This is a genomic window from Pseudorhodoferax soli, from assembly GCF_003337555.1.
Lineage (GTDB): Bacteria > Pseudomonadota > Gammaproteobacteria > Burkholderiales > Burkholderiaceae_C > Pseudorhodoferax > Pseudorhodoferax soli.
This window is the reverse complement of record NZ_QPJK01000003.1, coordinates 408444-434338: the sequence shown is the minus strand read 5'-3', so window position 1 is coordinate 434338 and position 25895 is coordinate 408444. Positions and strand designations below refer to the sequence as shown.

Below are 25895 nucleotides of genomic sequence, written 5' to 3'. Positions count from 1 at the left end.
CGAGAATGGCACCGGCGGGTCACCGCCGCCCCTGGGTCCGCCTCTTCACATGCATACCGTCGAAACCGTGCTGCTGGTGCTCCTGCTCGGAGCCATGACCGGCATCGCGGCGCGCTACCTGCGCGCCATTCCGCTGCCCTTGATCCAGATCGCGCTCGGCGCGGCGCTGTCCTGGCCCCGGCAGGGGCTGCACATCGCCTTCGATCCCGATTTGTTCCTGCTGCTGTTCATCCCGCCGCTGCTGTTCGCCGACGGCTGGCGCATCCCCAAGCGCGAGTTCTTCGCGCTGCACCGGCCGATCCTGCGGCTGGCGCTGGGCCTGGTGCTGTTCACCGTGGTCGGGCTCGGTTACCTGATCCACTGGATGATCCCGGAGATGCCGCTCACGGTGGCCTTCGCACTGGCCGCCGTCATCTCGCCGACCGACGCGGTGGCGGTCTCGGCCATCACGCGCAACCTGGGCATGCCGGCCAAGACCATGCATGTGCTGGAAGGCGAATCGCTGCTGAACGACGCCTCGGGCCTGGTGGCGCTCAAGTTCGCCGTGGCGGCCACGCTGACGGGCGCCTTCTCGTGGGCCGACGCCGGCAAGGAGTTCCTGTGGGTGGCGCTGGGCGGTCTCTCCGTGGGCGCCGGCCTGGGCTGGGCCTTCGCCCTGGGCCGCGAGACCGTCACGCGGCGCGTGGGCGACGTGGCCGCCACGCAGATGGTGCTGCTGCTGGTGCTGCTGCCGTTCGCGGCGTACCTGGTGGGCGAGCACATCGGCGTCTCTGGCATCCTGGCCGCGGTGGCGGCCGGCGTGACGACCAATTTCGCCGACCTGCGGCGCAGCGAGTTCGTGGCCGAGCGCATGCAGACCGAGGGCATCTGGACCATGGTGGAGGCGGCCTTCAACGGCGCCATCTTCCTGCTGCTGGGGCTGCAGCTGCCCTCCATCGTGGGCACCACGCTGGCGGCCGCGGGCGAGGACTGGTGGCAGCCCTCCGGCGAGGCGCTGCTGATCACGCTGGCGTTGCTGGGGCTGCGCTGGATCTGGCTCACGCTGGGTGTGCGGGGCAGCCTGTGGCGCGCGCACGAACGCGGCTCCATGGCGGAGCAGCCCTCGCCGCTGCTGACCCTGGCCACCACGCTGGCCGGCATCCGCGGCGCCGTGACGCTGGCCGGTGCGCTGTCGGTGCCGCTGCTGCTGCCCGGCGGCGCGGCGTTTCCCGCGCGCGACCACCTGGTCTTCCTGGCCACGGCCACCATCCTGTTCACGCTGGTGATCGGCAGCGTGGGCCTGCCGCTGGTGCTGCGCCGGCTGCCGCCGGCCGGCGAGCCGGCATCGCTGCAGGAGGAGCGCAACGCCCGGGTGGCGGCCTGCAAGGCCGCCATCGCCCACATGGCCAGGAAGACCCCGGCGACCACCGACCCCGAGCGGCTGGCCCAGGTGCAGGAGGCCGTGGGCCGGCTCACGCAGGACTACCGCAAGCGGATCGACCTGCTGGAAGACCCGGCCCTGCCGACCACCCCCGAGGCCCAGGCCGAATCGCCAGAGGCCGTGCGCCAGCGCCGCCAGCGCTACCTGCTGGAGATGGAGTTGCGCCTGAACGCGCTGCATGTGGAGCGCAACACCCTGTACGCCGAACGTCAGGCCCACCGCATCAACGACGAGTCGCTGCGCGCGCTGGTGGGCGAGCTGGACCTGTCCGAGATCTCGCTGCGCAAGCGCCTGGCAGTGGCGCGCCAGGCCGCAGCCCGCGCCACGGCCCGGCACGAGGGCGGCTGAACCGGCGCCCGGATAATCCGGCCCGACCATGAACCTGCACCCGAAGACCCGATGATGGGCCGCGCCGCCTGCACCCTGGCGCTGCTGCTGTCCAGCCTGTGGGCCGTGCCCGCGCTGCACTACCGCTTGCCGCTGCCCGCGCCCTGGGCCAGCGTGGTGGCCGGCGCCTGGGCGCTGTTCGCGCTGGCCGCCATCGTGCTGCTGTGGCGCGAGGGCGCGGCCCGGCCCGTGCTGGCCTACGCCGTGGCGTTCGCGCTGCTGCTGGGCTGGTGGGTGCGTATCGCGCCGTCGGACGAGCGCGTCTGGGCCGACGACGTGGCGCGGCACCTGCAGGCGCAGGTCGAGGGCAGCGTGGTGACGCTTGCCAACGTGCGCCACTTCGACTGGCGCAGCGACACCGACTACACCCAGCGCTGGGAGACCCGGCGCATCGACCTGGACCGGCTGCGCACGGTGGACATGGCGCTGTCCTACTGGATGGGCCCGGCCATCGCGCACACGCTGGTCTCGTTCGGTTTCGACGATGGCAAGGGCGGCATCGAGCAGCTCGCCTTTTCCATCGAGATCCGCAAGGAGCGTGGCGAATCCTTCTCGGCCATCGCCGGCTTCTTCAAGCAGTACGAGCTGAGCCTGGTGGCGGCCGACGAGCGCGACATCCTGCGCGTGCGCACCAATGTGCGCGGCGAGGACGTCTACCTGTACCGCGTGCAGCTGGCGCCGGCGGCGCAGCGCGCGCTGTTCCTGGCCTACCTGGCCGAGGCCGAGGCCCTGGCCCGCCGGCCGCGCTTCTACAGCACGCTGACCGCCAACTGCACCACCATCGTCTACGAGATGGCGCGGCGCATCGTCGGCGGCCTGCCGCTGGACTGGCGGCTGCTGGCATCGGGCTACCTGCCCGAGTACCTGCAGGGCGTGGGCGGCCTGGTGCCGGGCCACGCGGTGGAGGAGCTGCGCCGCGCCGGCCGCATCACCGAACGCGCCCGGGCGGCCGATGCAGATCCGCAGTTTTCCCTTGCGATCCGCCGCGGCGTGCCGGGCATGGAGGCCGCACCGTGATGCGCCGCCTGGCCGCCTTGCTGGCCCTGGTGCTGCTGACCGGCTGCGCCGGCGTGACGGTCACCTCGATCTCGCCGGCCAGGTACCTGGCCGAGCGCCGCGGCGACGTGCTGACCACGGGCCGGCTCAGCGAGACCGCGCAGGAGGTGCTGCGCGTGGTCGGCATCGCCGACTGCCGCGAGCGGCCGGTGGCCTGCCGGGGCGCGCTGGGCATCTCGGGCGGCATCAGCGAGGAGCAGCGGCTGTCGGCCCTGGCCGAGCTCTGGCTGGAGAACGCCCTGGCCGCCGACAATGCCCTGGCCGCCGACGAGATCGTGCTGGACGCCTGGCTGGAAACCGCGCGCCATGCCTACGCCTACCTGTTCTTCACGGCGCGCCGGCCTGGCGAGCGGGCCTTCGAAGACCGCCAGACCCAGGTGCGCGACTACTACAACTACGCCGTGCAGCAGACCGTGACACGGCTGTTCAAGGTCTACAGCGCCACACCGGCCGCGCAGCGCGGCGAGACGCTGGCCCTGGGCGGCTGGCGCATCGACAGCCATGCCGATGATCTGGCCCTGCCGCCGGATTCGCCCATGCCCGACGAACTGCTGCCGGCCTCGTCGCTTCGCTTCACGGGCCTGCGCAACAGCTACCGGCGCGACGGCTTCGGCGCCGAACTCGTGGCCGTGCTGCCCCCGCCCGGGGATGCCGACCCGGCCCGGCCGTTCGACACCACGCGCTTTCCGGCGATCACGGCCTTGCTGCGCTTCGAAGGCAGCACGCTGCCCGACGTGCTGGCCGGCCGCGCGGTGCAACTGATGCTGTACGACCCCTACCGCAGCGTGCAGGCGCCGCTGGCGGGCGAGCGCGTGCCGCTGGCCGCCAACTTCACGGCCGGCTACGGCCTGTGGCTGGCGCGCGCGGGCTTTGCCACGCAGTCGCTGCGCACGCTCTTCGGCCTGTCGGATGGCATCGTGCGCCCGCGCATCGAGCTCATGCAGCCCTACGACCCCAAGCGCCGCACCATCGTCATGCTGCACGGCCTGGCCAGCAGCCCGGAGGCCTGGATCAACGTGGCCAACGAAGTGATGGGCGACGAAGTGCTGCGGCAGGGCTACCAGATCTGGCAGGTCTACTACCCGAGCAATGCGCCGCTGGCGCTGAACCAGAAGGCCATCCGCGAGGCCTTGCTGCAGACGCTGGCGCACTTCGATCCGAGCGGCCAGGCCGTGGCCTCGCAGAACATGGTGCTGGTCGGCCACAGCATGGGCGGCGTGCTGGCGCGCTTGCTGGTGTCGTCGGCGGGCGAGCGCCTGTGGTCGCTGTTGCCGGCCGAACCGGCGGCGCGCGAGGCACATGAGCACCTGGCGCCGTTCTTTTCCTTCGAGCCGCTGCCGCAGGTCAGCGAGGCGGTCTTCATCGCCGCCCCGCACCGCGGCACGCCGTTCGCCGGCAGCCGGCTGGCGCGCCGCATCGCCAACTTCGTGACCTTGCCGCTGGCCATGCTGGAGCAGATCGGCGACGTGACGGGCCTGTTCGGCCGCCCGGGGCCAGACGGCAAGGATCCGGGGCCGCAGCGCATCCCCAACAGCATCGACAACCTGCGCGACAGCGACCCTTTCGTGCAGGCCGCCGCCAACCTGCCGATCAGCCCGCGCGTTCGCTACCACTCCATCCTCGGCCAGGCCGACATGGCGCTGCCACGCGCCGAAGCCAGCGACGGCATCGTGCCCTATGCCAGCGCGCACCTGGCGGGCGCCGCCTCGGAGCGCGTGCTGCCGTCCGAGCACAGCGTGCAGGAGCATCCGCTGGCGATCCTGGAGATCCGGCGCATCCTGCGCGAGTCGCTCACCACGCCCCGCTGAGCAGCAGCACGCCCAGCACCACCAGCACGCAGCCCGCGGCCCTGCCCGGGCCGACGCGCTCGCGCAGGATCAGCAGGCCGAACAGCGCGCCCACCATCATCGACATCTCGCGCGTGGGCGCCACCACGCTGAGCGGCGCCCCCATCTCCAGCGCAGCCAGCACCAGGATGTAGGAGAGCGGCGAGAGCAGGCCCACGGCCACCGCCAGCCACCAGTGCCCGCGCATGGCGGCCAGCGCGGGGCCGCGGTTGCGCAGCATCCAGGGCGCCAGGACGCACAGCCGGACCAGGTTGGAACACCAGTCCAGCACCACCGGCCCCACGCCCAGCACCTTCACGCCGTAGGCATCGACCACGGTGTAGCCGGCGATCAGCGCGCCCGTGGCGCCGCCCCAGCGCACGCCAGCCAGCGCGCGCGGCTGGCGGAACATCGCCAGCCGGCCGTCGGTGCAGATCAAACCGATGCCCAGCACGATCGCCGCCAGGCCCAGCAACCCGTGCGCCGAGGGCGCCTCGCCCAGCAGCACGAAGGCGCCGATGGATGACAGCAGCGGCCCGGTGGCGCGTGCCACCGGGTACACCACCGACAGGTCGGCCACGCGGTAGCCCTTCTGGAGGCACATGCTGTAGACGAGGTGCAGCAGGCCGCTGGCCACGATGCAGGCCATGACCGGGCCGTTCAGCGGCATGCCGCCGTGCGTGAGATGCCACAGCACCCAGGGGAGGTAGGCCGAACAGGCCACCAGCGTGCTGGCGGCCACGAAGGCCGTGCCGGCATGGGCGGCGCGCTTGGCCAGCAGGTTCCAGGTGGCGTGGATCAAAGCCGCCAGGACGACCATGGACAGGCTCAGCACGCTCATGGCGCCTCCTGCGGACTGGTGGCGGTGGGCAGGACGACGGGTCCAGGCGGCTGTTGCGCGCGCCTGGGTGCGGGCTTGTCTTGTCTGAGGGGCATGGTCTGCCGGCCGATCATGCGCCAACGCCGCGCGGTCCCCATGCCTGCCCGTGGCCCGTACCATGGCCATCATCTGGCCGCCGGTGCCGGACCGTCTGCGACGGGGCCGGTGCGGCGGCCACGGACGAACCGAGAGGAACACCACATGACCGAAGCCATGCGCCGCAGCGTGCTGCTGGCCACCGACCTGAGCCCGCGCAGCGACCGCGCCCTCGACCGATCGTTGCTGCTGGCGCGCGAATGGCGCGTGCCGCTCGTGGCGCTCACCGTGGTGCCGCCCAGTGCGGGCCTGGTCCTGCACCCGGTGCTGGCGCTGTCGTCCGACGCCGTGGCACAGCGTGCCGCACGCCGCCAGGCCGAGCGCCGGTTGCGTGCCGACCTGGCCGACGCGACCGTGCCGCCCATCGTGCATGTGGAGCAGGGCGAACTGACCAGCACCGTGCTGGCCGTGGCCCAGGCCGAGCGCTGTGGCCTCATCGTGACCGGCGTGGCACGCCACGAGGCGCTCGCGCGCGTGCTGCTGGGCTCGACCGTGGAGGCGCTGGCGCGCCGCGCCCCCGTGCCGCTGCTCGTGGTGCGCGAGCGCGCCCGGGCCGCCTACAGCCAGGTGCTGGTGACCAGCGATTTCTCCGAGCACGCGCGCCATGCGCTGCAGACCGCCGTGGCGCTGTTCCCGCAGGCCAGCTTCACGCTGTTCCACGCCTTCGGCAACCCGTATCCGCTGCTGTCCGGCATGGATGTGGAGCAGGCGCGCCAGGCCGGCCGCGCCGTGGCCGAGGAGCAGGCGCGCCTGTTCCTGGACGCCACGCCGCTGCCGCCCGAGGTGCGCGCGCGCACCACGCTGCGCCTGGCCTATGGCGACCCTGGCCTGCTGCTGCGCGAGCATGGCGCCGAGCACCTGGGCGAGCTCGTGGTGCTGGGCACGCAGCGCCGTTCCGGCCTCACCGGCCTGTTGCTGGGCAGCGTGGCCGAGCGTGTGCTGGAGCTGGCCGAGAGCGACGTGCTCGTGGTGCCGCCCAGGCCCGCGGGCGGCTGAAGCGCGCCAAGGCGCCGCACCCGCGGCCGGTTTCCCGCTGCCCCACAATGGCGCCCGCGCACGCCAGGCGGCGGCCTGCGCGCGACCCTCTCACCAACGACAACAAGGAGATCTGCATGGCCAGCCTGTTCCCGCACTGGACCCTGAAGACCGGCGGCGAAGTCGCCCCCGACGAACGCCTGCCCACGGCCCAGACCATCGCCATGGGCGTGCAGCACGTGGTGGCCATGTTCGGCTCGACGGCGCTGGCGCCCATCCTGATGGGCTTCGACCCCAACACGGCGATCTTCTTCTCCGGCATCGGCACGCTGATCTTCTTCCTGATGACGGGCGGGCGGCTGCCGAGCTACCTGGGCTCGAGCTTCGCCTTCATCGGCGTGGTGATCGCAGCCACGGGCTACGCAGGCAGCGGCGCCAACGCCAACGCCAACATCGGCGTGGCGCTGGGCGGCATCATCGCCTGCGGGCTGGTCTATTTCCTCATCGGCCTGGTCGTGCAGGTGGCCGGCACGGGCTGGATCGAGCGGCTCATGCCGCCCATCGTGACCGGCACCGTGGTGGCGGCCATCGGCCTGAACCTGGCGCCGGTGGCGGTCAAGATGCTCGGCGCCACGCCGGTGGAGACGGGCATCGGCATGCTGACGGCCTTGTCCGTGGGCCTCATCGCGGTGCGCAGCCATGGCGTGGCCGGGCGGCTGCCGATCCTGCTCGGCGCGCTGTGCGGCTATGCCCTGTACTGGATTGCCGCCAACGGCCTGGGCTGGGCCAAGCCGATCGACTTCTCGGGCGTGGGCCAGGCCGCCTGGATCGGCCTGCCCAGGTTCAGCCCGCCGGTGTTCGATGGCACGGCCATGCTGCTGATCGCGCCGGTGGCCGTGATCCTGGTGGCCGAGAACCTGGGCCACGTGAAGGGACTGGCGGCCATGACGGGCCGCAACTTCGACCCGCTGATGGGCCGCGCCTTCATGGCCGACGGCATCGCCACCATGGTCTCGGGCGCCGGCGGCGGCACCGGCGTGACCACCTACGCCGAGAACATGGGCGTGATGGCGGTCACGCGGATCTACTCCACGCTGGTCTTCGTGGTGGCCGCGCTGGTGGCGCTGGCGCTGGGCTTCTCGCCCAAGTTCGGCGCGCTGATCCTGACCTTGCCGGTGCCGGTGATCGGCGGCCTGGCGCTGGTGGTGTTCGGCCTCATCGCGGCCACGGGCGGGCGCATCTGGGTGCAGAGCAAGGTCGACTTCTCGCGCCCGCGCAACCTGATCACGGCCGGCGTGGCGCTGACGGCCGGGGCAGGGGACCTCACGCTGTCGATCGCGGGCTTCAAGATGGGCGGCATCGGCACCGCGACCTTCGGCGCCATCGTGCTCTACCACCTGCTGCGCGAACGCGAGGGCGCGCGCTGAGCGCATGAAGCTCGATTCCACCACGGTGCAGCTGGTCCTCATGGTCGCCGAGGAAGGCAGCATCTCGCGTGCGGCCGACAGGCTGAACCTGGCGGTGGCGGCCGCCTCGCGCCGCCTGACCGACCTGGAATCGCAGCTCGGCACCAGGCTCTTCAAGCGCCAGCCGCATGGCGTGAAGGTGACCGAGGCGGGTGAGCGCCTCCTGGGCCACATCCGCCAGATCGACAACCTGATCGACCGGCTCGCAGGCGATGCCCAGGCGCTGGGCCATGGGCGCGACGGGCGCATCATCATCGGCGCACCCAAGGCCGCGATCATCCAGTTCCTCGCGGCCGACATCGCGCGGCTGCGCGTTGCCTACCCGCAGATCACGCTCAAGGTGCTGGAGGAGAACAGCAAGATCGTGCAGCAGCTGCTGCGCGACCGCGTGATCGACGTCGGCATCTACGAGAAGAGCAGCGGCTTCCTGGACCTGCCCAAATCGGACTACCGGCAGGACCGGCTGGTGCTGGTCTACAGCCGGCGGCATTTCGCCTTCGGGGCCGGGCCGCTCGGGCTGGATGCACTACTGGAGCTGCCCATCGTCAGCCTGGGCAAGGGCTCCGCCGTGCTGGCGGCGGTGCAGCGCGCCTACCGCAGCCGTGGGCGGGCGTTTCCCAACGACTTCTCGGCCAGCGGCTTCGACACCATGCTGGCCCTGGTGCGCCACGGCCTGGGCGTGGGCCTGATGCCGCCCGAGGTGCTGCGCAGCTTCCACCCCGAGGACGCGCTGGGCACGGCGGAGCTCGAAGGCGACTGGCACCGGCGCAGCTACGTGCTGTCCTGCGTCGAGGGCAATGCGCAGGAGCAGACGCTGCGCAACGTGGTGGCCCAGCTGCTGACGCCCTAGCGTTGGCGGCCTGCCGGTTTCGCGGATCGCGAATCCAGGCATGTCCTGCACGCCATTGCCGGCCTCGGGGCGCTACGCAACAGTAGCGCCACCACCAACGAGGAGACCGCGCATGAGACGCCGACACTTCATCGCGGGCAGCATGGCTGTGCTGTCCGCCCCCTGGGCCCAGGCCACTACCGAACTGCCCAAGGGCATCGTCAAGATCTACGTCGGCTGGGCACCCGGCGGCGGCACCGACGTGTTCGCGCGCATCGTCGGCCAGAAGCTGTCCGAGCTGTGGGGCCGCAGCGTGATCATCGAGAACAAGCCTGGCGCCACCGGCGCGCTGGCGGCCGGCTTCTTCGCGCAGACGCGCTTCACCGACGGGCTCAACCTGCTGATGGCGCATGTCAACACGCATGCCATCGGGCCGCACATCTTCAAGGCCATCAGCTACGACCCGCTCAAGGACTTTGCGCCCATCGCCATGGTGGGCGCCACGCCGCACATCCTGGTGACCAGTGCGAACCGGCAGGGCGCGACCACGGTGCGCGAGGTGGTGGAGGAATGCCGCAAGAGCCCCGGCAAGATCAGCTTCGGCTCGTCGGGCACGGGCTCGGTGCAGCACCTGTGCGCGGCGATGTTCAACACGGCCGCGGGCGTGCAGAGCATCCACGTGCCCTATAAGGGCTCGGGCCCGCTGCAGACCGATTTGATCGGCGGGCAGATCGACTACAGCTTCGACACCATGACGGCGGCCACGGCGCAAATCAAGGCGAAGAAGACCGCCGCCATCGTGCAGACCCGCGTCAAGCGCGCCAAGGGCTTCCCGGAACTCGCGACCATGGACGAGCAGGGTTTCAAGGGCTTCGACGTGTCCAGCTGGTACGGCGTTGTCGGCCCCAAGGAGATGTCCAGGGACCTGGCCGCGCAGATCAACGCCGACATCAACAAGGTGCTGGCCATGCCCGACGTGGTGGCGCGCTTCGACGGCTTCGGCGTCGAGGACGGCGGCGGCTCCGTCGACAAGTTCGCCGGCTTCATGGCCAGCGAGTTCAAGAAATGGGGCGATGTGGTGCGCACCGCCAAGATCACGGAAGAAGGCTGACATGACTGCAACCCGCCCCCTGCCGCTGCAAGGCATCCGCGTGCTCGACGTGAGCCAGGTCATGGCCGGCCCCTTCGCCTGCATGATGCTGGCCGACCTGGGCGCCGACGTGATCAAGGTCGAGCCGCCCGGCGGCGACCAGACGCGCGGCGCCATGGGCTTCAAGATGAAGGGGCCCGATTCCATGGGCTTCCTGAACATGAACCGCAACAAGCGTTCGCTGACGCTGGACCTCAAGACCGAGGAGGGCCGCGCCGACTTCTACAAGCTGGCCGAGACGGCCGACGTGATCGTCGAGAACTACCGCCCCGGCGCGGTGCAGCGCCTGCGCATCGACTACGCATCCATCCAGAAGATCAACCCGAAGATCGTCTACGTGAGCATCTCGGGCTTCGGCCAGAGCGGGCCCTGGGCCACGCGGCCGGGCTTCGACCTCATGGCGCAGGCCATGTCCGGTGTCATGAGCGTGACCGGCTACCCGGGCGAGAAGCCGGTCAAGGCCGGCGTGCCGGTGGCCGACATCGGCTGCGCGCTGTTCGCCACCTACGGCCTGCTGGCCGCCTACATCGGCGCGCAGAAGACAGGGCAAGGCCAGCACATCGACGCCTCGCTGTTCGACGCGGCCATGGCCTTCTCGATCTGGGACATGTCGGAGTACTGGGGTACCGGCGCCGCGCCGACCAAGCTGGGCACCAGCAACAAGATGAGCGCGCCCTACCAGGCGGTGCAGGCGCGCGACGGCTATTTCGTGATGGGCGCGACCAACCAGAAGCTGTGGGCCAAACTGTGTGCGCTGCTGGACCGGCCCGACCTCGTGGAGCATGCCGACTACGCGACCGTGTCGCTGCGGCTGAAGCACCGCGAGGCGCTGATCGTGGCGCTGGAGCAGGAGTTCGCCCAGCGCGACAGCGAAGACTGGATCGATGCCATGCTGGCCGCCGGCATCCCGGCCGGGCCCATCCTGAGCTACCCCGAGGCCTTCGAGGGCGCGCACGGCAGGCACCGGCGCATGTGCATGGAGATCGACCACCCGATCGAGGGCAAGGTCAAGAACATCGGCTTTCCAGTCAAGCTGCTGGGCACGCCGCAAGAGGTGCGCCGGCATCCGCCACTGCTGGGCGAGCACACCGACGAGATCCTGGCCGAGATCCGGGCGACGGCATGAGTTCCGCGCAATCCGTGAAGCTCAGCATGCACGCCTCGGGTGCGGCCGAGATCCTGATCGACCGGCCCGAGCGCCACAACGCGATGACGCACGCCATGTACGACGCGCTGCTGGAATGCATCGCCGCCTGCGGGCGCGACGCGGCCGTGCGCAGCGTGCTGTTCAAGGGCGCGGGCGGCAAGTCCTTCATCTCGGGCACGGACATTGGCCACTTCAGGGACTTCGCCGACGGCGGCGAGGGCATCGCCTACGAGGCTTTCGTCGAGCGCGTGATCGACGCGGTCGAGCGCATCGCGGTGCCGACCGTGGCCGTCGTGGACGGCTGGGCCGTGGGCGGCGGGCTGGCGCTGGCCACCGCCTGCGACTTTCGGATCTGCAGCGAGGGCGCACGCTTCGGCGCGCCGATCGCCAAGACGCTGTCGAACACCTTGTCCTCGCGCAACATCGCGCGGCTGGTGGCGGCGCTGGGCGTGCCGCGCGTCAAGCGCATGCTGCTGCTGGCCGACCACCTGACGGCCGCCGAGGTCCAGGCCTGCGGCTTCGTGCATGCCGTGGTGGCGCCCGATGCGCTGGACGCGGCGGCCCATGCGCTCGCGCAGCGGCTCATGGCGCTGTCGCCGGTCACGCACCGGGCGGTGAAGGAGAGCCTGCGCCGCATCGTCAGCGAGCAGCGGCTGGACGACGAGGACATCGTGCGGGAGGTCTACGGCAGCCAGGCCTTCCGCGACGGCGTGGCAGGCTTCCTCGGCAAGACCTGAGCGGGCCGCATCTCGCGGACTTGTCCTGCGCCGCACGCGCGGGCCGCGTGGCATGCTGCGCCCCAATGAAAAAGGCGCTGCAGACCTGGTTCACCGCCCGCGGCTGGAAGCCGTTCGCGTTCCAGCGCGAGGTCTGGCAGGCGTTGGCCGCGGGCGAGAGCGGCCTGCTGCATGCGACGACGGGGGCCGGCAAGACCTACGCGGTCTGGCTCGGCGCATTGGGCGCCTTGGCTGGCAAGCCACCTGCGCGCGGCGCCGCGCCGCTCACGGTGCTCTGGCTTACTCCCATGCGCGCATTGGCCGCCGACACCCTGCGGGCGCTGCGCGAGCCGCTGGCCGACCTGGCGCCGCACTGGACAGCCGGTGCACGCAGCGGCGACACCACCTCGGCCGAACGCAGCGCGCAAGACCGGCGCCTGCCCACGGTGCTGGTGACCACGCCCGAGAGCCTGTCGCTGCTTCTGGCGCGGGCCGGTGCGCGCGAGTTGTTCATGCACCTGCGCCTGGTGGTCGTGGACGAATGGCACGAGCTGCTGGGCAACAAGCGCGGCGTGCAGGTGCAGCTGGCGCTGGCGCGGCTGCGCCAGTGGCGGCCGGCGCTGGGCACCTGGGGCATGTCGGCCACGCTGGGCAACCTCGAGCAGGCCATGGCGGTGCTGCTGGGGCCGCAGCAGCCAGGGCACCTGGTGCGCGGCGCCGTGCCCAAGAAGCTCGTGATCGACACGCTGCTGCCGCCGCGTGCCGAGCGCTTTCCCTGGGCCGGCCACCTGGGCCTGGCGATGCTGCCGCAGGTGGTGGCGGAACTGGAGACGAGCAGTACGGCCCTGGTGTTCACCAACACGCGCTCGCAGTCCGAGATCTGGTACCAGGCGCTGCTGGAGGCGCGGCCCGAATGGGCGGGCAGCATCGCACTGCACCACGGCTCGCTGGACCGGGCCGTGCGCGAGTGGGTGGAGGCTGGGCTCAAGGCAGGCCAGCTGCGCGCCGTGGTCTGCACCTCCAGCCTGGACCTGGGTGTGGACTTCCTGCCCGTGGAGCGCGTGCTGCAGATCGGCTCGCCCAAGGGCGTGGCGCGGCTGCTGCAGCGCGCCGGCCGCTCGGGTCACGCGCCTGGCCGGCCTTCGCGCATCACGCTGGTGCCCACGCACAGCCTGGAGCTGGTGGAGGGCGCGGCCGCGCGCACCGCGGTGCTGGCCGGCCTGGTCGAGGCGCGCGAGCCGCCGCGGCAGCCGCTGGACGTGCTGGTCCAGCACCTGGTCACGGTGGCGCTGGGCGGCGGTTTCGTGCCCGACGCGCTGTATGCCGAGGTGCGCCAGACCCATGCCTATGCCGCGCTCGATGCGCAGCGCTGGCAGTGGTGCCTGGATTTCGTGCGCCAGGGCGGCGCGGCGCTCAGCGCCTACCCGGACTACCGGCGCGTGGTGCCGGACGAGGAGGGCGTCTGGCGCGTGCCCGAGGCACGGCTGGCGCGCCGCCACCGGGCGAACATCGGCACCATCGTGTCGGACGCGAGCATGACCGTGCAGTACATGGGCGGGGCGCGCATCGGCAGCGTGGAGGAGGGGTTTGCGGCACGGCTCAAGCCGGGCGATGCCTTCATGTTCGGCGGGCGGCTGCTGGAGCTGGTGCGCATCCACGACATGACGGCCTGGGTGCGGCGCGCCAGCGGGAAAAAGGCCGCCGTGCCGCGCTGGAACGGCGGGCGCATGCCGCTGTCCTCGCTGCTGGCCGACGCCGCCGTGATCGAGCTGGCCGAAGCCGGCCAGGGCCGCTATGACAGCCCCGAGATGCTGCGTGCCCGGCCGCTGCTCGACGTGCAGCAGAAGTGGTCTGCGCTGCCGACACCCGACACACTGCTGGCCGAAACGCTGAAGTCGCGCGAGGGCTGGCACTTGTTCCTTTACCCCTTTGCCGGCCGCCAGGTGCACCTGGGCCTGGCCAGCCTGCTGGCCTGGCGCGCCGCACAACAGGCCCCGCGCACCTTTTCGATCGCCGTCAACGACTACGGCTTCGAGCTGCTCAGCGCCACCGAAGTGGACTGGCCCGCGCTGCTGCCCGTGCTGTTGCACCAGGCCAGTGAGGGCCCGGCGCTGCTCGCCGAGGTGCTGGCCAGCCTCAACGCGGGCGAACTCGCGCAGCGGCGCTTTCGCGAGATCGCGCGCGTGTCCGGCCTGATCTTCCAGAGCCATCCCGGCGAGCGCCGCAGCAGCCGGCAGCTGCAGGCCTCCTCCTCGCTGTTCTGGGAGGTGTTCCGCAAGTACGACCCGGCGAATCAGCTGCTGCTGCAGGCCGAGCAGGAGCTGCTGGCGCAGGAACTGGAGGTGGGCCGCCTGCAGGCCGCGCTGCAGCGCATGCGCGCGCGCCAACTGGTGCTGTGCGCACTGGCGCGGCCCACGCCGTTCGCCTTCCCGCTCATGGTGGAGCGCTTTCGCGAGCAGTTGTCCAACGAACGCGTGGCCGACCGCATCGCGCGCATGCTGGCCCAGCTCGAACGTGCCGCGGGGGGCGGGGCCCCAAGCGAGCGCGAGGACGAACTGGCGCAGGTGCAGGCTGGCTTGCAGTTCGGGCAGCAGACCGATCTGGGCAAGACTGCGCGCAAGCCGCCCCGCCGGAGGCACGGCCTGTGACTCCAGGCCATGGCGTGGTGTGGGCCGGCGAGGCGCTGGTGCTGCTGCCCGAGCGGGCCCTGTGGTGGCCGGCACGCCGCACGCTGTTCATCGCCGACCTGCACCTGGGCAAGGCTGCGACCTTCCGCGCCGCCGGCCAGCCGGTGCCGGCCGGTACCACGCAGCGCAACCTGGCCCGGCTCGACGCGCTGATCGAACGGCACGGCGCGCACAGGCTCGTGGTGCTGGGCGACTTCCTGCACGCCGAGCAGGCGCGTACGCCGGCCCTGCTGGATGCGCTGGCGCTCTGGCGCGCGCAGCACGCAGCGCTGGCCATCACGCTGGTGCGCGGCAACCACGACAGCCATGCGGGCGACCCGCCGCCGGGCCTGTCCATCGCCGTGGTCGACGAGCCGCACCTGCTGGGCCCGTTCGCCTGTTGCCACCATCCGCAGCGGCATGCCACGCACTTCGTGCTGGCGGGCCATGTGCACCCGGTGTGCGTGCTGCACGGGCCGGGCCGCGACCGCCTGCGGCTGCCCAGCTTCGTGGCCGAGGCCGGGCAGGCCTGGCTGCCGGCCTTCGGCGAGTTCACCGGCGGCTGGCGCGTGGAGGCCGCACCCGGCCGGCGCTGCCATGCGGTGGGCGACGGGCAGGTCTGGCCGCTGCCCTGAGCGTCTGCGGGAATCCGCGGGTTACGTCACGCCGCCGCGGCCCCGATGATGCGGCCCGGCGGCCGTGTCCCGCGCGCCGCGCACCACCCCACACAGGAGGAAGACAAGCATGCACCCGACCCCCGACCTCTCGCGCCGCCGCACCCTGCAGGGCATGGCCACGCTCGCCGCCGGCGGCCTGGTTCCAGGCCTGCATGCGCAGGCCGCGCGCTGGCCCGACAAACCGCTGCGCGTGGTCGTGCCGTTCCCGCCCGGCGGACTGACGGACGCCTATGCGCGCCTGTTCGCCGACCATTTCAGCCAGACGTTGGGACAGCCCTCCGTGGTCGACAACCGGCCCGGTGGTGGCGCCATCATCGGCATCAGCCAGGTGGCCAAGGCGCCGGCCGACGGCTACACGCTGCTGGTCTCCACCTCGGGCACGGTGTGGCAGAACCGCGTGCTCTACAGCAAGCTGCCCTACAACCTGGACACCGACCTCACGCCGGTCGCCGTGTTCCCTTCGGGGCCGCTGGCCGTGGCGGTGGCGCCGGACGTGCCGGCCAGGACCATGCGCGAGTTCATTGCCTGGGCGCAGGCGCCACGCCAGACCAACATGGCCAGCTATGCGCCGGGCTCGTACCCGCACATGGTGGCCGACCAGCTGAACCGCCACGCCGGCACGAAGATCCAGCCCGTGCAGTACAAGGGCGAGTCGCCGATGTGGATCGATGTGGCCGGCAATTCCGCGCAGATCGGCATCGGCAGCTACCAGGCGTTTGCCACCGTGCAGGGGCGCGGCGTGCGCGCCATCGGCGTCACCGGCAACTACCGCTCGCCCAAGCTGCCCGACGTGCCCACGCTGGCCGAGCAGGGCATCGACACGCCGCTGGTCAAGCTGGAGGGCGGCCTGGCCCTGATGGCGCCCGCCGGCACGCCCGAGGCCGTGCTGCTCGCGCTGAACAAGGTGGCGCTGGCCTGCGTGGAGACCGAGCGCGGCAGCAAGCTGCGCGAGAACTTCGGCATCCCCAACAAGCCCAAGAACCTGGCCGCCACGCGCAAGGACTGGGACACCGAGGTGCCGGTCTGGATCAAGCTGGCGGTGGAGCTGGGCATCAAGCTCGATTGAGCCGGCCGTGCGGGGCGACAAGGCTGGCCCGTGGGAAGCAACGGTCCAGGCCGAGGTCAGCGGATGCCGTGCTGCCGCCGCGGTCGGCCGGTCTGGCGAGACGCCGCCGGGCCGGCCTCGGCAGGTCGGTCCGACGCGCGCAGGAACTCGACAAAGCGCGACAGCACCGCACCCATGCCACTTGGCCGCCACACTGCTTCGGTGGTGATGAGGTCGTCCACATGGGCCAGCGGCAGGATGACCACACCGCGGCATACGTAGTTCCGTGCGCATTCCAGGTGGATCGTCACGCCCATGTTCGCGCTCACGAGCCCGAAGATGCTTTCGGTGTTGTAGGCTTCCTGCACGACTCTGGGGGTGAAGCCTGAGCGCAGGCACAGCGCGTCGACGTGGCGCCGGAAATGCAGCCACCGTGACATCACCCCGAAGATGAAGGCTTCGTTCGCCAGCGCGCGGATGTCGACCGCGGCGCCGCGGCTCAGCGGATGGCGCTCCGGCAGCACCGCAACGTAACGGTCGTGCTGGACCGGCACGCTGACCAAACTGTCGGAACCGGCCGGGCCGATCAGGAAACCCACATCGATCTTTCCCGTCCGCAGATCCTCCAGTTGCTGGTGCGTCGGGCCGTAGAGCAGGTCGAGCGCCACCTCGGGTTGTGCGCGCCGGAAACCATCCACCAGCTGAGGCAGGGCGCCCGAAATGGCGAAGTCGGTATAGCCGATCGTGAGCGATCCCAGCCCACCTTCCTGCGCCTTGCGTGTGCGGCGCACCGTCTCTTCCAGGTCCTTCATGAGGCTGCGACTGCCCTTCAAGAAGGTGCGCCCCGCCTCTGTCAGCTCGACGCGGCGGTTGTTGCGAAGCAGGAGCTTGACGCCGAGTTGATGTTCGAGGGCCTGGATGCCCCGGCTCAGGGCGGGCTGCGCCACGTCCAGGTGCTCGGCTGCACGGCTGAAGCTCAAGGCTTCGGAGACGGCAATGAATTGCCGAAGCTGACGCAGTTCGATGCTCATGAATTCATCCAAAGCATCATTCAATGCCTGAATGATATTTTACAAGTAAGAACGGCCCGCATAAGGTGGCGCCGATGCCGCCGCAGGGGTGGCTTCCCTGAGGGGCGTCCGACGCCGCCGGCCGCGCCCCATCACAGCACGAGGACAGCAGTCCCTACGGAGAAGGTCGACATGGAAAACACGTTTCACGGCATCATTGCCTTTGCCCTGATGGTCACCATGCTGCTGGCGGGCACTCTGCTCAGGAAGTGGGTCCCGCTGCTGCGCAATGCGCTGGTGCCGGCCAGCGTCACCGGGGGGGTCATCGGGTTCGCCGTTCTGTCGATGGACCTGGTGCCGGGCTACTCGGCATCGGACTTCGTCGCGCTCACGTTCCACTTCTTCACGCTGAGCTTCATGTCGCTCTGTCTGACAGGCAGCAGCAAGAACACAGCGCTGTCGGGCGGCAGCATCGTCATCGGCGGCTTGTGGCTGACCGTGATCTGGACCATCAGCCTGGGCGCCCAGGGCGTCCTGGGCTATGGGGTGATCGTGGCCTACGACCAGGTGACCGGCTCCGATCTGAGTGCTTTCCTCGGTGCCATCGTCACCCATGGCTTCACACAAGGGCCGGGGCAGGCGTTGACCTACGGTGGCATCTGGGAGAAGGAGTTCGGCATCGAGAACGCGGCTCAGGTGGGCCTCATCTACGCTTCCCTGGGCTTCATCGTCGCCTTCGTGGTCGGCGTGCCGATGGCGAAATGGATGGTCCGCAAGGGCCTGAACGCGAACAAGGCTTCGAAGATCGACGGCGAATTCCTGTCGGGCTTCTTCTCGCCCCAGACGCAACCCGAGGCGGGGCGCCAGGTGACCCACCCAGCAAACCTCGATTCGCTGGCTTACCACATCTGTCTGCTGGGCCTCGGCTACCTGCTGACGCACCTCTGGCTGGTGTGGATCCGGGACCTGGCCGCAGGGTTCACGCCCTGGGGCTTGAACCTCGATGTGCTGTTCAGCCACAACCTGTTCTTCCTGCACGGACTCGTCATCTGCGTGATCATCCGCTGGTGCATCGACCGGGCCGGGCTGGCCCGCTATGTCGATGACGAGTCCATGAAGCACATCACGGGCGGCGCTGTCGACTTCATGGTCGTCGGGACCTTGATGAGCATCAAATTCTCGGTACTGGGTGCCTTGCTGGTACCGATCCTGCTGGTCACCGTCGCCATCACGGTCTTCACCGCGGCACTGTGCATGCTGCTTGGCCACAAGAGCGGCAAGCTCGGCTACGAGCGGGCCGTGACGATCTTCGGATGCTGCTGCGGATCGACAGGCAGCGGCTTGTTGCTGCTGCGCATGGTCGATGCCGACTTCAGCACCTCGGTCGCCAAGGAGCTGGCCTTCTACAACATCGCGATCGTGGTGGCCACGTTCCACCTGCTGTTCATCTTCGCGCCCATCGCGCCGTCGATGAGCGCGGGAATGTATGTCGCGGTGTTCGGCGGTACCGCCCTCCTGGCCCTTGCACTGGTTCCCGTGCTGGCCCGGTGGACACCAGCGCCTGCGGCGCGCGCGTCCGAGGCGCAACTGCCGGGCGGCTTGAGCGGCTCGTAGCCAGTGCTGCGAGGCCCGGGCCGACAGAGGTGGCCAGCACCGCCCGGATGTCGGCCGCGGACCCGGCCAGCCCGGACACGTCGCCGAACAGGGAGCGGAACCGAACCGCTATTTCACCTGCTGCTTCTCCAGCTTGCGCGCCAGCGTGCGCCGGTGCATGCCCAGGCGCCGCGCGGTCTCGGAGATGTTGAAGCCGGTCTCCGCCAGCATCTGGTGGATGCGCTCCCACTCCAGCGTCTTGATGGAACTCTGGCGGTTGGTCAGCTCGACCTCGGTCGTGCCCGCGGCGCGGCCGAAGGCGGCCTCGATGTCATCGGTGTTGGAGGGCTTGGCCAGGTAGTGGCAGGCGCCCAGCTTGATCGCCTCCACGGCCGTGGCGATGCTGGCGAAGCCGGTCAGCACCACGATCAGCATGGCCTCGTCGCGCGCGCTGAGCGCCTGCACGCAGGCCAGGCCCGAGGCTTCGCCAGCGAGCTTGAGGTCGACGACGGCATGGGTGGGCGCGAAGTCCTGCAGCTGCACGAGCAACTGCTCCAGGCCCGTGGCCACGCGCACCGCGTAGCCACGGCGCTCGAACGAGCGCGCCAGTGTGCGCGCGAAGGCGGCGTCGTCCTCGACGATCAGCAGGCGGCGGTCCAGGGGCTCATCGGTCATCGACAACATCTTCCTCCAGCAGGGCAATTGCCGACAGCGGCAGGGTGATACGCACCTCGGCGCCGCCGCCTTCCAGGTTGCGCGCGGCCACATGCCCGCCCAGCGTGCGCGCCACGTTGACGACCAGGAACAGGCCCAGACCGCGGCCGGGCTGGCCCTTGCTGGACTGGTAGGGCTTGCCGAGCTGCTGCAGCATCTGCGGCGCAAAGCCGGGGCCGCGGTCGCGCACCGTCAGCACCAGGGTGTCGCCGCTGCGCGCGGCCTGCAGGTGCACGTCGTCGGGCGAGACCTCGGCGGCGTTGTCCAGCACGTTGCCCACCATCTGCTGGATGGCCGAATCCGCCACCATGGCGAGGTCGTCGCCGAGCTGGTTGTCGAACACGAAGCCGGGGCAAGGCCGACGCTGGCGCCAGCGCGAGACGACGTCGTCCAGGAAGGCGTTGAGCGTGGTGGCGCGCGAGGATTCGCCGCGCGCCTCGCCGGCCGACAGCAGGATGCCGCTCACGATGGCCTTGCAGCGGGCCACCTGGGCCTGCATCTCGGCCACGTCGTCGGCCAGTTCGGGTTCGGAACTGAAGTGCGGCAGGTGCTGCCAGTCGCCCAGGATCACGGCGAGCGTGGACAGCGGCGTGCCGAGTTCGTGCGCGGCGCCGGATGCGAGCAGGCCCATGCGCACGATGTGCTCCTCCTCGGCCGCGCGCTGGCGCAGCGCGGCGAGCCGCTCGTCGCGCTCGCGCAGGTTGCCCACGATGCGCGTGATGAAGGTCACCAGCAGCGCGGCCGTCAGCGCGAAGCTGGCGAGCAGGCCCATCACGTAGGGGCTGGCCAGGCCGCGGTGGTGGTCGGGCTGCAATGCCAGCGGCTGGGCCCACAGGGCCAGCGCGGCGAAGCAGGCCGAGGTGACGCCGACCATGGTCCAGGTGGCCCAGGCCGGCAACAGCACGGCGCCCAGGATCACCTGCAGCAGGTACAGGAACACGAAGGGATTGGTGGCACCGCCGGACAGGTAGAGCTGGGCCGTGAGCGTGGCCACGTCCACCAGCAGCGCCACCAGCAGTTCGACGCTGGTCACGCGCCGGCCCGTGCGTGCGCGCAGCAGCGAGAGCACGTTGAACGCCACCAGGCCGGCCAGCACGGTCAGCATGGGCTCGACCGGGATCGCGATGCGCAGGCCGTAGTGCACGACCTCGATGGTCAGCACCTGGCCGAACACGGCGATCCAGCGCAGCTGGATCAGCTGCTGCAGGTTCTTGAGGCCGGCGGCCTTGTCGGGGCCGGCCGGGCGTGCAGCGGGAGGTGCCTTGCCGGCGGCGGAAGCAAGCATGGGCCGGATTGTCAGTCCGGCGCGCGGCGCGCCGTGCGCAGCACGAACCAGCCGCCCGCCGCGGCCATCCCGGCGAGGGCATACCAGGTCAGCGCGTAGACCAGGTGGTTGTCGGTGAAGCGCACCACCGTGAGCCCGCCCACGGGCCATTGCGGCGCCGTGTTGCCGGGCGGCGTGGCCTCGGCGTCGACGAAATAGGGCGCCACGCGGTCGGCCGGAAGGCGGCGTGCGGCGGCGATCGCCGCCACGTCGCGCGAATGCCAGCGGTTGGCCGCCGGGTCGTTCTCGCGCAGGAAGCCGCCGTGCGGCTCGCTGATGCGCAGCAGCCCGGTGACGGTCACGGCGCCGGCCGGCGCGGGGGCACCGCGCGTGGCCGGGTCGCGTCGCTCGGGCGGTACGAAGCCGCGGTTGACCAGCACGATGCTGCCATCTGGCAAGCGCAGCGGCGTGAGCACCCAGAAACCGGCGCCCAGGGCCGTGCTGGCCTGCACCAGGGCCTCGTCGGCGTGCAGGAACTCGCCTTGCAGGCGCATGCGGCGGTACTCGAAATCGACGGGGGCGGCCTGGATCGCGGGCCAGGCCCGCAGGTCCGGCGGTGCGACCGGTGCGGCAGAGACGCGCGCCTCGGTGCGGGCGATCAGGCCCTTCTTCCAGCCCAGGCGCTGGACCTGCCAGGTGCCCAGCGCGACGAACACCGCGCTGAGCAGGGCGGCGGCCAGCAGCACCCAGAGCAGGCCGCGCGCAGGCCTCATTGCGTGTGGTGCTGGTGTGCGGCAGCGGGTTGCTGCTGGTGCTGGCCGTGTGCCGGCATCATGTTGGTGTTCATGTGGAACATGACCCACAGCGTGCCGGCGATCGCGATCGCGACGAACACCACCGTGAAGATGGTGGACAGCATGGTCCAGCCGCCTTCGGCCTTGCCGTTCATGTGCAGGAAGTACACCATGTGCACGAGGATCTGCACGACGGCGAAGCCGCCCAGCACCAGCACGGCGGTGGTGCGGGTCTCGATCACATTGGTCATGACCAGCCAGAACGGGATGGCCGTCAGGATGACGGACAGCACGAAGCCGATCACGTACTCGCGCATCGAGCTGTGCGGGCCGACATCGCCGTGGTGGTCGTCGTGGTGGTGGCCGTCTTGGTGTGCGTGGGTGTCAGAGGCCATCACAGCACTCCCATCAGGTAGACGAAGGTGAAGACGCCGATCCAGACGACGTCCAGAAAGTGCCAGAACATCGACAGGCACATCAGGCGGCGCTTGTTCTCATGGATCAGCCCGTGCTTGGCGATCTGCACCATGAGCACGACCAGCCAGATCGAGCCGAAGCTCACGTGCAGGCCGTGCGTGCCGACCAGCGCGAAGAAGGCCGACATGGCGGCGCTGCTCTGCGGGCCGGCACCGGCATGGATCAGGTGGTGGAACTCATACAGTTCCACGGCCAGGAAGGCCAGGCCGAAGAGGCCGGTGACGGCCAGCCAGATCAGCGTGCCGCTCTTGTCGTTGAGCTGCTTGCGCAGCATGGCGAAGCCGAAGGTGATGGACGACAGCAGCAGGAAGGCCGTGTTGAGGGCCACGAGCTTCAGGTCGAACAGTTCGGCGCCGCCGGGGCCACCGGCGTAGCTGCGGCCCAGCACGCCCCAGGTGGCGAACAGCGCGGCGAAGATGAGGCAGTCGCTCATCAGGTACATCCAGAAGCCCAGCGCGGTGCCGTTCTCCGGATGCGGTTCATGGTCCAGGTGGTAGGCGCGCTCGGCGCCGGCGCTGGCAGGGTGTGCGAGATCAGACATGGCGGGCCAGCAGTTGGGTGCGTGCGTTCTCCGCGGCGATCACGTCGGTCGCCGGGATGTGGTAGTCGCGCTTGTAGTTGAAGGTGTGGACGATGGCCACGAGGACGATGGCCGCGAACGAGGCGATGGCCAGCGGCCACATGTGCCAGATCAGCGCGAAGCCCCAGACCAGCGAGAGCACCGAGATGACCACGCCCGAGCCGGTGTTCAGCGGCATGTGGATGGCCTTGAAGCCGGCCAGCGGACGCTTGTAGCCATGCTTCTTCATGTCCCACCAGGCGTCCACTTCATGCACCACGGGCGTGAAGGCGAAGTTGTACTGCGGCGGGGGCGAGGAGGTGGCCCATTCCAGCGTGCGGCCGTCCCACGGGTCGCCCGTGTGGTCGCGCAGCTGGTCGCGCTTGAGGAAGCTCACACCCAGCTGGACGATGAAGGCACCGATGCCCATGGCGACGATGCCGGCGCCGCAGGCGGCGATGACGAACCAGATCTGCAGCGAAGGATCCTCGAAGTGGTTGGCACGGCGCGTGACGCCCATCAGGCCCAGCACGTACAGCGGCGTGAAGGCCACCCAGAAGCCGACCAGCCAGCACCAGAACGACACCTTGCCCCAGAACTCGTCGAGCTTGTAGCCGAAGGCCTTGGGGAACCAGTAGTTGATGCCGGCGAACATGGCGAACACCACGCCGCCGATGATCACGTTGTGGAAGTGGGCGATCAGGAACAGGCTGTTGTGCAGCACGAAGTCGGCCGGCGGAACGGCCAGCAGCACGCCCGTCATGCCGCCGATGGCGAAGGTGACCATGAAGCCCACCGTCCACAGCATCGGCACCGTGAAGCGGATGCGGCCGCGGTACATGGTGAACAGCCAGTTGAAGATCTTCGCCCCGGTCGGGATCGAGATGATCATCGTCGTGATGCCGAAGAACGAGTTCACGCTGGCACCCGAGCCCATCGTGAAGAAGTGGTGCAGCCACACCAGGTACGACAGGATGGTGATACAGACCGTGGCGTACACCATGGAGGTGTAGCCGAACAGGCGCTTGCGGCTGAAGGTGGCCACGACTTCGGAGAACACGCCGAAGGCCGGCAGGATCAGGATGTAGACCTCGGGGTGGCCCCAGATCCAGATCAGGTTCACGTAGAGCATGGGGTTGCCGCCCAGGTCGTTCGTGAAGAAGTTCGTGCCGACGTAGCGGTCCAGGCTCATCAGCACCAGGGCGGCCGTCAAGACCGGGAACGAGGCGACGATCAGCGCATTGGTGCACAGCGCCGTCCAGGTGAAGATCGGCATCTTCATCATGTCCATGCCGGGGGCCCGCATCTTGACGATGGTCACCAGGAGGTTGATGCCCGACAGCGTCGTGCCCACCCCCGCGATCTGCAATGACCAGATGTAGTAGTCGAGCCCGACCCCGGGGTTCTGGTGCCCCAGGTTGGACAGCGCCAGCCAGCCGGAGGTGGAGAACTCGCCGAGGAACAGCGAGACCATCACGAGGATGGCGCCGGCCGTGGTCATCCAGAAGCTGAAGTTGTTCAGGAACGGGAAAGCCACGTCGCGCGCGCCGATCTGCAGCGGCACGAGGTAGTTCATGAGGCCCGTGACCAGCGGCATGGCCACGAAGAAGATCATGATCACGCCGTGCGCCGTGAACACCTGGTCATAGTGGTGCGGCGGCAGGTAGCCCATGTTCTCGCCGAAGGCCATGGCCTGCTGCAGGCGCATCATGACGGCGTCGGCGAAGCCGCGCAGCAGCATCACGATGCCCAGCACCATGTACATGATGCCGATCTTCTTGTGGTCGATGCTGCAGAACCAGTCGCGCCACAAGGGGCCCCACAAGCGGAACTTCGTCAGCAGCGCAAGCACGCCGATGCCGCCGATCACCACGGCGATGAAGGTCCACAGCAGGATGGGTTCGTGGGACATGGGAATCGAGTCCCAGGTCAGGCGCCCCAGCAGCCAATGGGCGGGCGCGGTCGTGTGTTCGGTCATGGCCATGGATCAGAATTCCTGGAGATCGGTGCGCGTGGCGGCGGTGCAGAGCGCGTCCTCGGCCGCTGCGTCGAGCTTGCGTGCGGCCGCATGGGCCTGGTTGCGCTGGGCATCCTTGGCCATCACGTCGTGCATGCAGGGCTTGCCTTCCTCGACGCACAGGTTCAGCACCCGCTGGTACAGCCCGTTCTCGACGGTGGAGAAGCGCGCGACCGGGTTGCGCTCGCTGGGCTTGGCCAGCTCGGAGTAGGCGGCGCGGGTCAGCGGCTGGCCTTCTGCCTTGGCCTTGGCCACCCACTTGTCGAAGTCCTCGTTGGACAGACCATGGAACTTGAAGGTCATGCCCGAAAAGCCCGCGCCGCTGTAGTGCGAGGACATGCCGTGGTACACGCCGGGCTTGTTGATGACCGCATTGAGCTCGGTTTGCATGCCGGGCATGGTGTAGATCATGCCGGCCAGGTCGGGCACGTAGAACGCGTTCATGGTGTGGCTGGACGTCAGCTTGAAACGGATCGGCCGGTCCACGGGCGCCGCCAGTTCATTGACGGTGGCGATGCCCTGCTCGGGGTAGAAGAAGAGCCACTTCCAGTCCAGCGAGACCACCTGCACCTCCAGCGGCTTGACGCCCTCGGGCACCGGCTTGCCGGCGGCGATGCGGTCCAGCGGGCGGTAGGGGTCAAGCTGGTGCGTGCTGATCCAGGTCAGCGCTCCCAGCGCGATGATGATGACCAGCGGCGCCGACCAGATCACCAGTTCGAGCTTGGTCGAGTGGTGCCATTCGGGGTCGTAGTCGGTCTCGGCCAGCTTGCCGTTCTGGCGGTAGCGCCAGGCAAACAACAGGATCAGGAAGATCACCGGCACGACGATCAGCAGCATCAGCACGGTGGCGATGACCACCAGGCGACCTTGCTGGGCGGCGATGTCGCCGGCGGGGAAGAGCACCACCATCTTGCTGCAGCCGGCCAGCAGGGCGGCCAGGGCAAGTAGAAGCGGTCCTCGGGCGATGTTGAGTAGACGACGCATGCTGTTGGGCGAGGCTTTCGGGTGAACCCTGTGCGGGTTACTCCGGGTTGCAGATCACCCGCGAATGTATCCGGGCTTCGGTCGCCGGGCGATTGGACGTTTTGTCCTACGTCAACCCTGGTGCGCTGATGCGACGGTATATAGTGC

Annotated in this window: 22 protein-coding genes; 13 read left to right on the top strand and 9 right to left on the bottom strand. The window is 69.8% G+C overall.

From position 1 onward, the window contains the following. Window positions 1–49 precede the first annotated feature (49 nt). The 3 genes from DES41_RS13665 to DES41_RS13655 are packed head-to-tail and all read left to right on the top strand — an operon-like array spanning window position 50 to window position 4671. Window positions 50–1768: a Na+/H+ antiporter gene (locus DES41_RS13665; protein ID WP_114468191.1), complete on the top strand. Its 1719-nt coding sequence runs from the start codon at window positions 50–52 to the stop codon at window positions 1766–1768. A 51-nt stretch (window positions 1769–1819) separates the two neighbouring features. After that, window positions 1820–2824: an Lnb N-terminal periplasmic domain-containing protein gene (locus tag DES41_RS13660; RefSeq protein WP_114468190.1), complete on the top strand. Its 1005-nt coding sequence runs from the start codon at window positions 1820–1822 to the stop codon at window positions 2822–2824. Continuing rightward, window positions 2824–4671, top strand: coding sequence for an esterase/lipase family protein (locus DES41_RS13655; RefSeq protein ID WP_114468189.1), 1848 nt, complete (start codon window positions 2824–2826; stop codon window positions 4669–4671). Before DES41_RS13660 ends, DES41_RS13655 begins: the two co-directional genes overlap by 1 nt. On the opposite strand, the gene DES41_RS13650 is transcribed toward DES41_RS13655, so the two are convergent. After that, a complete protein-coding gene (locus tag DES41_RS13650) occupies window positions 4655–5530 on the bottom strand; it encodes an EamA family transporter (RefSeq protein WP_114468188.1) in 876 nt (291 codons plus the stop codon). The genes DES41_RS13655 and DES41_RS13650 overlap by 17 nt on opposite strands. A gap of 240 nt (window positions 5531–5770) precedes the next feature. Between DES41_RS13650 and DES41_RS37760 the strand changes: the two genes are divergently transcribed. From DES41_RS37760 to DES41_RS13600, 9 genes are all read left to right on the top strand, one after another. Continuing rightward, the gene (locus DES41_RS37760; protein WP_170168176.1) at window positions 5771–6661 is read left to right on the top strand and encodes a universal stress protein; all 891 of its coding nucleotides are present in this window, start codon (window positions 5771–5773) and stop codon (window positions 6659–6661) included. Between the two features lie 116 nt (window positions 6662–6777). Beyond that, a complete protein-coding gene (locus tag DES41_RS13635; protein WP_211332971.1) occupies window positions 6778–8067 on the top strand; it encodes a solute carrier family 23 protein in 1290 nt (429 codons plus the stop codon). A 4-nt stretch (window positions 8068–8071) separates the two neighbouring features. Next, window positions 8072–8956, top strand: a complete 885-nt coding sequence (locus tag DES41_RS13630) for a LysR family transcriptional regulator (protein WP_114468185.1) — start codon at window positions 8072–8074, stop codon at window positions 8954–8956. A 112-nt stretch (window positions 8957–9068) separates the two neighbouring features. Beyond that, window positions 9069–10046: a Bug family tripartite tricarboxylate transporter substrate binding protein gene (locus tag DES41_RS13625; RefSeq protein WP_114468184.1), complete on the top strand. Its 978-nt coding sequence runs from the start codon at window positions 9069–9071 to the stop codon at window positions 10044–10046. Between the two features lies 1 nt (window position 10047). Beyond that, entirely contained in the window at window positions 10048–11211 is a 1164-nt protein-coding gene (locus tag DES41_RS13620; RefSeq protein ID WP_114468183.1) for a CaiB/BaiF CoA transferase family protein, read from the top strand. Then, complete coding sequence (locus DES41_RS39050) at window positions 11208–11969, top strand: enoyl-CoA hydratase (protein WP_114468182.1); 762 nt, start codon at window positions 11208–11210, stop codon at window positions 11967–11969. Before DES41_RS13620 ends, DES41_RS39050 begins: the two co-directional genes overlap by 4 nt. 65 nt (window positions 11970–12034) lie before the next feature. Beyond that, entirely contained in the window at window positions 12035–14596 is a 2562-nt protein-coding gene (locus DES41_RS13610) for a ligase-associated DNA damage response DEXH box helicase (protein WP_114468181.1), read from the top strand. After that, window positions 14593–15249, top strand: a complete 657-nt coding sequence (gene pdeM / locus DES41_RS13605) for a ligase-associated DNA damage response endonuclease PdeM (RefSeq protein ID WP_114468180.1) — start codon at window positions 14593–14595, stop codon at window positions 15247–15249. The genes DES41_RS13610 and pdeM overlap by 4 nt, the downstream gene beginning before the upstream one ends. 109 nt (window positions 15250–15358) lie before the next feature. Beyond that, window positions 15359–16357: a Bug family tripartite tricarboxylate transporter substrate binding protein gene (locus tag DES41_RS13600; protein ID WP_114468179.1), complete on the top strand. Its 999-nt coding sequence runs from the start codon at window positions 15359–15361 to the stop codon at window positions 16355–16357. A gap of 56 nt (window positions 16358–16413) precedes the next feature. On the opposite strand, the gene DES41_RS13595 is transcribed toward DES41_RS13600, so the two are convergent. Further along, window positions 16414–17367, bottom strand: a complete 954-nt coding sequence (locus tag DES41_RS13595; RefSeq protein ID WP_114468419.1) for a LysR family transcriptional regulator — start codon at window positions 17365–17367, stop codon at window positions 16414–16416. Here DES41_RS13595 and DES41_RS13590 point away from each other — a divergent pair. Further along, window positions 17338–18960 (top strand): sodium/glutamate symporter, encoded by a 1623-nt coding sequence (locus DES41_RS13590; RefSeq protein ID WP_211332969.1) that lies wholly within the window; start codon window positions 17338–17340, stop codon window positions 18958–18960. The genes DES41_RS13595 and DES41_RS13590 overlap by 30 nt on opposite strands. Before the next feature lie 108 nt (window positions 18961–19068). Here DES41_RS13590 and DES41_RS13585 read toward each other — a convergent pair whose 3' ends face one another. From DES41_RS13585 to cyoA, 7 genes are read right to left on the bottom strand one after another with little or no spacing between them, the layout of a single operon-like run. After that, a complete protein-coding gene (locus DES41_RS13585) occupies window positions 19069–19614 on the bottom strand; it encodes a response regulator transcription factor (RefSeq protein ID WP_114468177.1) in 546 nt (181 codons plus the stop codon). After that, the gene (locus tag DES41_RS13580) at window positions 19604–20938 is read right to left on the bottom strand and encodes an ATP-binding protein (RefSeq protein ID WP_114468176.1); all 1335 of its coding nucleotides are present in this window, start codon (window positions 20936–20938) and stop codon (window positions 19604–19606) included. Before DES41_RS13580 ends, DES41_RS13585 begins: the two co-directional genes overlap by 11 nt. Before the next feature lie 11 nt (window positions 20939–20949). After that, window positions 20950–21690 (bottom strand): SURF1 family protein, encoded by a 741-nt coding sequence (locus DES41_RS13575; protein ID WP_114468175.1) that lies wholly within the window; start codon window positions 21688–21690, stop codon window positions 20950–20952. Further along, a complete protein-coding gene (gene cyoD, locus DES41_RS13570; protein WP_114468174.1) occupies window positions 21687–22106 on the bottom strand; it encodes a cytochrome o ubiquinol oxidase subunit IV in 420 nt (139 codons plus the stop codon). The genes DES41_RS13575 and cyoD overlap by 4 nt, the downstream gene beginning before the upstream one ends. Continuing rightward, window positions 22106–22729: a cytochrome o ubiquinol oxidase subunit III gene (cyoC, locus tag DES41_RS13565; RefSeq protein ID WP_114468173.1), complete on the bottom strand. Its 624-nt coding sequence runs from the start codon at window positions 22727–22729 to the stop codon at window positions 22106–22108. Before cyoC ends, cyoD begins: the two co-directional genes overlap by 1 nt. After that, window positions 22722–24725: a cytochrome o ubiquinol oxidase subunit I gene (cyoB, locus tag DES41_RS13560; RefSeq protein WP_114468418.1), complete on the bottom strand. Its 2004-nt coding sequence runs from the start codon at window positions 24723–24725 to the stop codon at window positions 22722–22724. Before cyoB ends, cyoC begins: the two co-directional genes overlap by 8 nt. Window positions 24726–24734: 9 nt before the next feature. Further along, complete coding sequence (gene cyoA, locus DES41_RS13555) at window positions 24735–25748, bottom strand: ubiquinol oxidase subunit II (protein WP_114468172.1); 1014 nt, start codon at window positions 25746–25748, stop codon at window positions 24735–24737. Between the last annotated feature and the right edge of the window lie 147 nt (window positions 25749–25895).

What these genes read in the sequence shown, in the direction of transcription:
- DES41_RS13665 (WP_114468191.1), top strand. Translation starts at nt 50, where the DNA reads ATGCATACCGTCGAAACCGTGCTGCTGGTGCTCCTGCTCGGAGCCATG.
- DES41_RS13660 (WP_114468190.1), top strand. Translation starts at nt 1,820, where the DNA reads ATGATGGGCCGCGCCGCCTGCACCCTGGCGCTGCTGCTGTCCAGCCTG.
- DES41_RS13655 (WP_114468189.1), top strand. Translation starts at nt 2,824, where the DNA reads ATGCGCCGCCTGGCCGCCTTGCTGGCCCTGGTGCTGCTGACCGGCTGC.
- DES41_RS13650 (WP_114468188.1), bottom strand. Translation starts at nt 5,530, where the DNA reads ATGAGCGTGCTGAGCCTGTCCATGGTCGTCCTGGCGGCTTTGATCCAC.
- DES41_RS37760 (WP_170168176.1), top strand. Translation starts at nt 5,771, where the DNA reads ATGACCGAAGCCATGCGCCGCAGCGTGCTGCTGGCCACCGACCTGAGC.
- DES41_RS13635 (WP_211332971.1), top strand. Translation starts at nt 6,778, where the DNA reads ATGGCCAGCCTGTTCCCGCACTGGACCCTGAAGACCGGCGGCGAAGTC.
- DES41_RS13630 (WP_114468185.1), top strand. Translation starts at nt 8,072, where the DNA reads ATGAAGCTCGATTCCACCACGGTGCAGCTGGTCCTCATGGTCGCCGAG.
- DES41_RS13625 (WP_114468184.1), top strand. Translation starts at nt 9,069, where the DNA reads ATGAGACGCCGACACTTCATCGCGGGCAGCATGGCTGTGCTGTCCGCC.
- DES41_RS13620 (WP_114468183.1), top strand. Translation starts at nt 10,048, where the DNA reads ATGACTGCAACCCGCCCCCTGCCGCTGCAAGGCATCCGCGTGCTCGAC.
- DES41_RS39050 (WP_114468182.1), top strand. Translation starts at nt 11,208, where the DNA reads ATGAGTTCCGCGCAATCCGTGAAGCTCAGCATGCACGCCTCGGGTGCG.
- DES41_RS13610 (WP_114468181.1), top strand. Translation starts at nt 12,035, where the DNA reads ATGAAAAAGGCGCTGCAGACCTGGTTCACCGCCCGCGGCTGGAAGCCG.
- DES41_RS13600 (WP_114468179.1), top strand. Translation starts at nt 15,359, where the DNA reads ATGCACCCGACCCCCGACCTCTCGCGCCGCCGCACCCTGCAGGGCATG.
- DES41_RS13595 (WP_114468419.1), bottom strand. Translation starts at nt 17,367, where the DNA reads ATGAGCATCGAACTGCGTCAGCTTCGGCAATTCATTGCCGTCTCCGAA.
- DES41_RS13585 (WP_114468177.1), bottom strand. Translation starts at nt 19,614, where the DNA reads ATGACCGATGAGCCCCTGGACCGCCGCCTGCTGATCGTCGAGGACGAC.
- DES41_RS13580 (WP_114468176.1), bottom strand. Translation starts at nt 20,938, where the DNA reads ATGCTTGCTTCCGCCGCCGGCAAGGCACCTCCCGCTGCACGCCCGGCC.
- DES41_RS13575 (WP_114468175.1), bottom strand. Translation starts at nt 21,690, where the DNA reads ATGAGGCCTGCGCGCGGCCTGCTCTGGGTGCTGCTGGCCGCCGCCCTG.
- cyoD (WP_114468174.1), bottom strand. Translation starts at nt 22,106, where the DNA reads ATGGCCTCTGACACCCACGCACACCAAGACGGCCACCACCACGACGAC.
- cyoC (WP_114468173.1), bottom strand. Translation starts at nt 22,729, where the DNA reads ATGTCTGATCTCGCACACCCTGCCAGCGCCGGCGCCGAGCGCGCCTAC.
- cyoB (WP_114468418.1), bottom strand. Translation starts at nt 24,725, where the DNA reads ATGACCGAACACACGACCGCGCCCGCCCATTGGCTGCTGGGGCGCCTG.
- cyoA (WP_114468172.1), bottom strand. Translation starts at nt 25,748, where the DNA reads ATGCGTCGTCTACTCAACATCGCCCGAGGACCGCTTCTACTTGCCCTG.